Genomic DNA, 8,849 nt, shown 5'->3' on the forward strand with positions numbered 1-8,849 from the left:
CTACATCGCCAAGGACACGCAGATCTTCGCCCSCCAGTTGGGGCTGAAGCCCTGCGTCACGCCGGTCAAGAGCCCGCAAAGCAACGGGATTTCGGAGGCATTCGTGAAGACGCTGAAGCGCGACTACGTCCAGGTCACGCCATTGCCGGACGCGCAGACGGGCCTTGGATTGATCGGCACCTGGATCGAGGATTACAATGAAAACCACCCGCACTCAGGGCTGAAAATGCGCTCGCCACGCGAGTTCATCGCAGCTCAAACCGCAATCGCCTGAGTGTCCGGTGAAATGGGGGCAAGACCATCCCGCCGTTCATCTCCATTCGCGGGGTCGTGCGCTCCGTCGCTCCAGCTTGGGCGACAGACTTACCACCGCCGTTCAACAGGCGGACAGTTTGAACGGAACAGGAGCGCCCTCCAGAGCCATGGTCTAAAACAGTCAAAGATCGATAAGACAGGAAACATTCATGCGCATCTGCTCCTACGCATTGTCCTCCGGACAACCATCCTACGGGCTCGCACATGATGAATTTATCCTAGACGCTGGGGCCGCGTTCCGAACCCAGTATCCCGACATGCGCAAGCTGCCGGCATCAACCGAGATGGCCATCATTGTGAACGCTCAAAGGTCAGAGATGCACGCAAGATGACGACAAAAGGTGATCTGGAGGCCCGGCTGCTCGCGATGGAGGACATGCGGGCCATTGAGGATGTGCTGTGCGCCTATGGTGAGGCCCTCGACTACGGTCTCGAAGACCAGTTCGTGGACCTCTTCACCGAAGATGGCATCTGGATGATCCGCCGGGCGGGTGCTGAAGACCGCGTCTACCAGGGGTCTGAGCAGTTGCGCAAGTTCGCGATGGGACATACACGCGCACCGACAAAAATCCACAAGCATGTCTTCACCAACCTGAAGATCATCGTCGACGGGGATACGGCGAAGGCGGACTGCTACTTCTTCCGCCTCGACGCCAGCGCTGCTCGTGATCCAGCGGTCCCCTCGCTTTCGGACTCCTTCATCTTTGAGATGGGGCGCTACCACGATGATCTCGTGCGCTGCGCCGATGGCAAGTGGCGATTCAAATTGCGGCAAGTGCTGGGTGAGGACGATCGCGCCAATCGGCAGACTCGTTAGTCGCTTGCACCAGGAGAGTGAGTGAATGAAAGACAGATTCCATGACAAGGTAGCCTTGATCAGCGGCGGAACCGGGACACTAGGCCTTGCGATCGGCAAACGGATTGCGCAGGAAGGAGGCCGCGTCATCCTTGCTGATCTGCGTGCGCGGCCGAGCGCTTCTCTTCTGCATGAGTTCGAGGGCCTCTCACCTCCACAGTTCGAGGAACTGGACGTGACGTCCGAGGAGAGTTGGCGGTTGGTCGTCGATAAGGCCGTTCGCGATTGCGGAAAGCTTGATATATTGGTCAACGCCGCTGGTGTGGTTGGACGTGAAAGCTATTTTCTGGACGCGATCCCCACTGAAGAATGGCGAAGAGTCATGTCTGTTAATGTCGACGGGACATTTTTCGGAACTCGCGAAGCTGTTCGTGTGATGAGGAACACAGGCGGTGGGGCGGTCGTCAATATCGGCTCCACCACCGCCTTCCTGGCGAGCGCCGACGCAGCACCCTATAACGTGAGCAAGGCGACTGTTCGCGCAATCACTCGTAGCGCAGCGCTAAGCGCGGGCAAGAGCGGTGCGCGTGTGCGCGTCAACGCCGTGCACCCGACATGGGTATGGACACCACTCGTCGACGAGATGTTAATCAAGCGGTTCGGTTCGAAGGAGAAGGCGCTGGCGACCATTCTCCCCACGCACTGCACGGACCGTCTGCCGGAACCGGCTGATATCGCCAACGCCGTAGCCTTTCTCGCGTCCGACGAAGCCATGATGATAACCGGTGCCGATCTCATGGTTGATGGCGGGCGAACGCTTGCCTAGCGAGATCACGGCGAACCAAACTGGAGTATTACCACCTTGGACGCAGACTTCAAATCATCCCTTGCGGACCAGATCGCACTTGTCACCGGAGCAGCCGGTGGAATCGGGCGAGCCATCACCGACCATTTCGTTGCCCGTGGCGCTCGAGTGATCGCTTGGGACAAGGACCCGTCGCGACTGAAAACTGAAGGTATCGCAAGCGAGCGGTTGGTTACGCAGCAGATTGATCTAACCGACAGTCGGGCTGTCGCATCGGCAGCCGAGAATTTTATCCTTACATACGGCGCGCCGCATATTCTGGTCAACAACGCTGGCATCCAGGGAGCCATCGCCGCGGTGGAAGATCAGACCGATGCGGACTGGCAACGCGTTCTCGACGTCAATCTGACAACGGTTTTTACGGTGACACGTTCGTTCCTGGCGGCAATGCGCGGACAAGGGTATGGCAGGATCATCAACATGGCATCCGTTGCAGGGGTTTGCGGTCTGCCCGACGGCTGCGCGTATGGTGCATCGAAAGCCGCTGTCATCGGCTTTTCAAAAGGGCTGGCAAAAGAGCTCATGCTGAGCGGTGTAACTGTCAACTGCGTAGCCCCTGCTTTGATTGACACTGAATTGCAGGAGCAAATGACTTCTGAATATCTAGCCGAAGTCACATCCCGCATTCCAATGAAACGGCTTGGACGGCCCGAAGAAGTTGCAGAGATGGTTGGATGGATCGCCAGTCCGGCCTCGAGCTTTACAACTGGCGCTGTCTTTGACGTGTCCGGCGGGCGCTTGGGCTATTAGATCCTTCACCGAAGCGGCGTTCGACGGCTTCTAGCATGAGTCGCGGACGTCGGAGCCGCTGGTCCCCGCATTCGCCACGGCCCGCCTGGCGATGATCTCGCGGTCATGGGCATTGATGAGGAAGGTGTCGCGGATGGGTCTGGCACCGAAGCCGCATTCGAGCGGCGGGAAGGAACGGTTGGGATCCATCTCCAAGATGGGCGGAATGAACGGGTGATGGCCCTTGATCGCAAGAATGCGCTCTCCGCCGGACAGGACGAAGGCGGCATCGCCTGGGGCCGCAACGCCTCGCTGATCGAAACCTGCAAGATCAACGGCGTCGAGCCCCTAGCCTGCCCCAAGGCCACGCTCACAGCCATTGCCAACGATCACCCACAGGGCCGTCTCGGCGACCTGTTGCCATGGAGCTTCAGCCCGTCAAGTTAGTCCAGCCGTGGTAGCCAGAGGTCGCTTACAATGGACCCGCCAGCGGGCGCCGATCAGGGGATGCAAAGAGTTCGGCCGACCAGAAGTGACAGGCCGTGAGCGCCCGTCCATCAGGCGGACGCTTTCAATGTTCAAGATGCGGTCTTTAGCCATCGCAGTTAGTGTTGAGGGAACAGGGAGGATATAACTTGAACCGCAGACTTTCTGTCAGCCGACATGAAGCGTCTATTGGCGCCGTCTCGAATCCGAAGGCGCCGTGCGCGCAGCGTTTCGTCACGGCGAAGTTTGTACTCCGAGGGTGCCGGGCTTCCCGGTCCGCACGATGAAGAAGGTGGTGCTGTGCAAGAGGCGTTCTGACCTTTCAAGGGAGGCGTACTCAGCCCATTGGAGAGATAGCCATGGTCCGCTGCTCGAGAGCATTCCATCCTACCGTGACTACACGGATGGGTATGCCCAGAACCACTACTTGAGCGCCGGACCGGTTGGGGGTGATTTACCTTTCGACGGGATCAGCGACATCCGTCAGAAGGACGCAAGCGGCGCGAAGTCATTCTCCCACACCTTGGAATACCGGACTCACGTCGTTCCCGACGAAGCCGCGTTCATTGATCGCGACAGGACATTGGTGTTCGCCGGAGATGAACATCAGGTGAAACTGGGTTCTGCCAGAACCAAACTCGTTGTCCTGTGGCATCGAAACCGCGACTCATCGCGTGCTGAGGCCCTCGCCAATTGGCGAAACGAATTTGTCGGACGTTTTTTTGCGTCTGAATCATTTGAGATTGCACTGCGAGGGTACGTCCAAACGGAGGTGAGGGAGGGTTCCTTCATGTCCCTGAGCGGCTGTCCGATTCCAGTTCAACACCGCTACGACGGAATGGATGAACTCTGGTTCGACAGCCGTAAAGCCGCTGCAGACGCGTTCGCGTCGCTCGGAGACGAGGCAATGGAGAGCTTTGCAGACAACGAGACCATCGTCTCGTTCTATGCTAATGAAATTCGGTTCTTCTGACACGCATTCGTCGGCCCGGGCGAATGCACTGAAGAAAACTTTTCCAGGACATCATTGGTCCGATCGGCGACAACCATCGGTCCCAATAACCATCCGCAACTGCCGCGGTGAAGGTTCAAACAAGGAGGAAATGGCTTATGGTTTTGAAGAATCCACAACTCGGTGTTGCCGTTCTCGCTTTATCGGCCGCGACTGCTACGACCGGGAATGCAGCAGAGACCCTAGCGGATATGGCTCCAGTCACCTTGCGTGTGGCCACGCTATACGGGCCGGACAATCCATTAACTGATGAAATGGAAAAGTTTACCGCCCGTCTTGAGGAGAGGACGGATGGCAAACTAAAGTTCGATTACTACTACGGGGGCAGCCTCGTTCCGGCAGCGGAGCTGCCTTCCGGGCTTGGCTCCGGCATTTTCGACTTCGGCTTCATCATGCCGGCATACGATTCATCCGCATTCCCGATTGATGAGTGGCAGGGAAAGCTGGCGATCGCTACCGAATTGGATCCACTGCTGCAATTGCTCGCCACCGGCCTCGCTGGCTACGAGTGGACGGCAAACATGCCCGAACATACCGCGGAACTCGAAAAGGCTGGAATCTTCCCCATCATCCCCTCTCTCTCCATCACAGGCACATATGGGGTGCTGTGCAAGGAAGATAATTCGACCTACGATTCGATGGCAAACAAACGCGTGCGCGTGGCAGGCGAAACGTGGACCCGCGAAGCTCAGAATCTCGGCATGATCCCTGTTTCCCTTCCTGTAACGGAAGTCTATCAGGCGTTTCAGGGGGGTGTGATCGATTGCTGGATGGGCAGCCTGGCAGATGCCGGTGAGCAGGGCTTCTTTGACCACGGCAAGTACTTTAACTTGTCCATGGGCCTTACATCTTATGCTCAAGCAGTTTATGCTTTCAATGCGGGTGTCTGGAATTCTTTTCCGGAAGACTTGAAAGACATAATTTGGGATGAGACCGCAAACTTCGCTGCGGGTCTTCTGATCGACGCGGGTGCTGCCAGACAGCTTGCTTCCGCAGAGATTATGTCAAGAGCGGATGCGCATTTCACCATTGCCGATGAAGACTTGATGTCGCGGGTAAATTCCTATCACGACACGGTGAGAGCGGGCGCAATCGATGCCGCTCCTGCGGAACTGTCAGACCCGGCTGCTTACGTAAGTAAACTGTCCGATCTCAAGGTGAAGTGGAATAAGATTCTCACCGAGGAAGTCGGAGTGCCGAATCAATATCAATCCTGGGCGGAGTTTATAGACAAGGGTGGCGAGCTTCCGCGCCCCGAGACCTTTGCCCACATCATTGCCCGCGAAATCGTAAGCGATCAGCGCGCGAATTAGGCATCGACGGTGGAATGGTGGCGAATCCCCGGCACCGTTCCGCCCACGCATCGCCTTCAGTAAGAAGATAATATAAATCAACCCGAAATCGTCTGGGAGGAGGTGTCCGATGAGCTCGAAGGTAATATGGGTGTTTTTTCCGAAGTTGATAAGGATCTTCCTGTTGTCGCTTGGGTCAATTGGGATTCTGGCTCTTATCCTGCTAGTATTCGCGGACATTATTGCCAGGAACCTGTTTTCCGTCCCGATCCCGGGAGTTCTGGAAATCTCGCAGTACTGGCTGATGGTAACGCTGGTGGCAATCGGACTTTGGTGGGCCAGCGTCGATCAGAGTCATGTGGAAGTCACGCTTCTAACCGAACATCTCGGCACGACTTCAAGAAGGGTGGCGGCCATCATCGTGGCAGTCGTTTCTATCCCTTTTCTTGTTTGGCTGGCTTGGCTGGGATTCGACGAAGCCATGAAGGCCTTGGCTCGAAGCGAATATGCGGGCGCATACAGGATCCCCATATGGTGGGTTAGATTCGTTATTGCGGCAGGATTCCTCGCTTTGGGCATTATGATTTTTCTCCGAACAGTTCGGATTGTCCAATACAATGATGAGGTCCCATCGCAACACATGGAACAGCCGGGAGTGCAGTAATGACGAATAATACTGACAGCATGCCGTCGTCTCAGAATCCAGATAGCAGGTCGGCTTATCGTGGGCGATTGCAAGGGATGACTTGGATCATCATCCTTTCTATTGTAGCAATTCTCGCTTCATCACTGTTCTTCGCAGATATTCAGCGGGAATTTCGAGCAGTTGTCGCTCTCGGCTTGATGTTCGCCTTAATGGGATTAGGTGTGAACGTCGGACTCGCTATGGCGGTGTCTGGCGCGATCGGCATCTATACACTTATCGGGTATCGACCACTTGTTTCCACCCTGACGCAAACCCCGATTGCTCAGTCCGCAAGCTCGACTCTTCTCGTTTTGCCGATGTTTGTCTTTATGGGACTTATGCTATGGCATTCCGGTATCACGAAGAAACTATATGCTGCGGCACGCGTGCTCTTTTTCTGGCTGCCTGGCGGATTGGCGGCCACGACCAACATCGCGGGCGCCGGTCTTGGAGCGGTAAGTGGATCTACAATAGGCAGCACCTATGCGCTGGGTAGGATCGCAATAGCCGAAATGCTGGAAGCTGGCTACGATCGACGGCTTGCGGTGGGATCGGTGCTTAGCGCGGGCACGATAGCGCAGTTGATTCCGCCGAGCATCATGCTCGTGATATATGCTGGATTTGCTGAAGTTCCCGTTGGCCCGCAACTGGTTGCTGGAACGATACCTGGCATCATTCTAACAATCGCCTATGTGCTCAGCGTGGTCGCGATAGCTTTGCTATTGCCGCACTGGGCGGGTAAAGATGGACGTCGTCGAGAAGCAGAGCATAAACCCGCACTCTCGCGCATACAGAAGCTTCGCATTGTTTCGGAGGCTTGGCCAGTACCGGCGCTTATTCTTATTATATTTGCCGGTATGGGGGGTGGATATCTGACTGTTACGGAGTGCGGAGCCGTAGGTGCTGTTGGTGCTGCGCTCTATTGTCTGGCGGTGCAAGGAGGAAGAAGATTTAGCATCTCGCTGATCGACACCTGCAAAGGCACGTTATCAGCCGTTGGTTCCGTGATGTTTCTGATCATAGGCGCTGCGATTTTCTCGCGCCTTCTTGCAGTAACCGGTGCTGCCCAGTGGCTATCCGCTGAGATGCAGGTTATTTCAGACAATCCTGTGTTGTTTTTCTTTATGTTGGTGATATTGTATCTGGTTATTGGCACATTTATGGACGCAATCGCTATGATGCTTCTGACTGTTCCACTATTGTTGCCGATTGTGGTTAACGCTGGCTATGATCCAATCTGGTTTGGCGTATTTGTCGTACTTATGGCGGAGATCGGGCTGCTGACGCCACCAGTTGGAATGCTTGTGTTCATCGGGCACGGTATGGTCCAGAATCCCGAGATAAACATGGGTCAGAAGATCAGTCTACCGGACGTCTTTACGGGCGCTATGATCTTCGTTCCGCTAGCCTTGGTAGTAGTGGTGTTGATTGGTCTGTTCCCCTCAATCGTAACGTGGCTGCCGTCGTTAGCTGCACAATAGACACCTTGCTGTTCCGGACGGATCCGCCGGAGAGCGGTTCTGTCCGGGGCAGTTCCCGGCAACTTCACGACACCAAAACAAAATCCAGCGTGTGCTTTGGATGATTCGGGGACGATCCTCGTTCCCAATCTGGCTGGTACGCGTCTGGTGGGCCAAAGAGGAGATTCAGTCTGATAATGCTCTTCCACTCACCGGGCAGCTGCTCGAATGGAATCCTGTTCCTGTTGCATGAACTCGGCGTGGAGCATGTCGTACAGATCGTCGACGTACGAAAGCGGGAGCAGATCTCGCCCCATTACTTGGACCAGAACCCCAAAGGCAAAGTCCCTGCGCTGCTACTTCCGGACGGCAGTGTTTTGACCGAGTTTCAGGCGATAGCACTTTGGTTGGGCTCATTTCATCCTGAACGAAAGCTCTGGCCCGACACGTCCCTGGAGCAAGCGCGAATGATGGAAATGCTTGACTTCATCGTGGGCACCATCCACATGCGCGGTTTTGTATTTCTCAAGGTGCCAGGGAAGTTCCATTCCGATCCCGATGTTCAGAAGGCGCTTCGTATCCACGGCCGTGAACAGATCGACAAGGGTCTTGCAGTCCTGTCTCAAGTAATGGGGGACGCTGATTATCTCCTTGGCTCTTTCTCACTTGCCGATGCGGCGCTTTTCTACATCCTGAACTGGGCGTTTTCGGAGAAGTTGAGTGTTCCTCAAAATCTGGCAGATTGTCATGCTCGTCTCTGGGCTCGAACGTCAATTGTGGCGTCTCACCCGCTATGGGGATAGCTCCCTGTCCACTACCCGGACGCTCCCCGTGTTTGCATCGACGTGATCAAGGGGCTGATGCCGGAATGAGATGCTGTAACGGGGCCTGCGTCGCGCTGTCCGTTACCGCTTGCAAGATCAGGGGCAAGCTGTCGCCGTTCCCGTATCGGATCCAGGAGGAGGACTGCGGGATGAAGTTGTTTGTTGGATTGGATGTATCGCTGGAGAAAATCGCGATCTGCGCGATCAGCGAACATGGGCGGATTGTCAGGGAGGCTCAGGTGGCCAGCGAGCCTGAGGCGCTGCTACGCTGGATCGGTGAGCAGGATGGAAGCATCGCCGCTATTGGGCTCGAGGCTGGTCCTTTGTCGCAGTGGCTTCATCGCGGGCTGACCGAGGCCGGACAGCCTGTCGTGCTGATGGAAAC

10 protein-coding genes and 2 pseudogenes are annotated in these 8,849 nt (G+C 55.9%); 11 read left to right on the forward strand and 1 reads right to left on the reverse strand.

The genetic code is table 11. From position 1 onward, the window contains the following. The 4 genes from AQY21_RS05815 to AQY21_RS27605 all read left to right on the forward strand — a co-directional run. Nucleotides 1-274, forward strand: a 274-nt coding sequence (locus AQY21_RS05815; protein ID WP_152988121.1) for an integrase core domain-containing protein, incomplete at its 5' end; no start/stop codon positions are given. Between the two features lie 369 nt (nt 275-643). Next, nucleotides 644-1,132: a nuclear transport factor 2 family protein gene (locus AQY21_RS05825; protein ID WP_058096822.1), complete on the forward strand. Its 489-nt coding sequence runs from the start codon at nt 644-646 to the stop codon at nt 1,130-1,132. 25 nt (nt 1,133-1,157) lie between these two features. Continuing rightward, entirely contained in the window at nt 1,158-1,937 is a 780-nt protein-coding gene (locus AQY21_RS05830) for an SDR family NAD(P)-dependent oxidoreductase (protein WP_058096823.1), read from the forward strand. A 36-nt stretch (nt 1,938-1,973) separates the two neighbouring features. After that, nucleotides 1,974-2,726 carry an SDR family NAD(P)-dependent oxidoreductase gene (locus AQY21_RS27605; RefSeq protein WP_161905937.1) on the forward strand — a complete coding sequence of 251 codons (753 nt, stop codon included), beginning with the start codon at nt 1,974-1,976 and terminating at the stop codon, nt 2,724-2,726. 4 nt (nt 2,727-2,730) lie between these two features. On the opposite strand, the pseudogene AQY21_RS28495 reads toward AQY21_RS27605, so the two are convergent. Beyond that, nucleotides 2,731-2,861: pseudogene (locus tag AQY21_RS28495) on the reverse strand (IS3 family transposase); the annotation flags it as partial. An 81-nt stretch (nt 2,862-2,942) separates the two neighbouring features. On the opposite strand from AQY21_RS28495, the gene AQY21_RS05835 reads away from it, so the two are divergent. The 7 genes and pseudogenes from AQY21_RS05835 to AQY21_RS05865 all read left to right on the forward strand — a co-directional run. Then, a complete protein-coding gene (locus tag AQY21_RS05835) occupies nt 2,943-3,152 on the forward strand; it encodes a transposase domain-containing protein (protein WP_058096824.1) in 210 nt (69 codons plus the stop codon). Nucleotides 3,153-3,474: 322 nt separating this feature from the next. Next, complete coding sequence (locus AQY21_RS05840; RefSeq protein WP_058096825.1) at nt 3,475-4,164, forward strand: EthD domain-containing protein; 690 nt, start codon at nt 3,475-3,477, stop codon at nt 4,162-4,164. 137 nt (nt 4,165-4,301) lie between these two features. After that, nucleotides 4,302-5,516 carry a hypothetical protein gene (locus AQY21_RS05845; protein WP_082657996.1) on the forward strand — a complete coding sequence of 405 codons (1,215 nt, stop codon included), beginning with the start codon at nt 4,302-4,304 and terminating at the stop codon, nt 5,514-5,516. 109 nt (nt 5,517-5,625) lie between these two features. After that, on the forward strand, nt 5,626-6,159 hold the full coding sequence (locus AQY21_RS05850) for a TRAP transporter small permease (RefSeq protein WP_058096827.1): 534 nt from the start codon (nt 5,626-5,628) through the stop codon (nt 6,157-6,159). Then, nucleotides 6,159-7,661, forward strand: coding sequence for a TRAP transporter large permease (locus AQY21_RS27175; RefSeq protein WP_082657997.1), 1,503 nt, complete (start codon nt 6,159-6,161; stop codon nt 7,659-7,661). Before AQY21_RS05850 ends, AQY21_RS27175 begins: the two co-directional genes overlap by 1 nt. A gap of 176 nt (nt 7,662-7,837) precedes the next feature. Next, nucleotides 7,838-8,443, forward strand: coding sequence for a glutathione S-transferase family protein (locus AQY21_RS05860; RefSeq protein WP_058096829.1), 606 nt, complete (start codon nt 7,838-7,840; stop codon nt 8,441-8,443). 170 nt (nt 8,444-8,613) lie between these two features. After that, nucleotides 8,614-8,849 (forward strand): annotated as a pseudogene (locus tag AQY21_RS05865) (IS110 family transposase); the annotation flags it as partial.

Origin of the sequence: Paracoccus sp. MKU1, assembly GCF_001447385.1 — a bacterium.
Classification (GTDB): Bacteria; Pseudomonadota; Alphaproteobacteria; order Rhodobacterales; family Rhodobacteraceae; genus Paracoccus.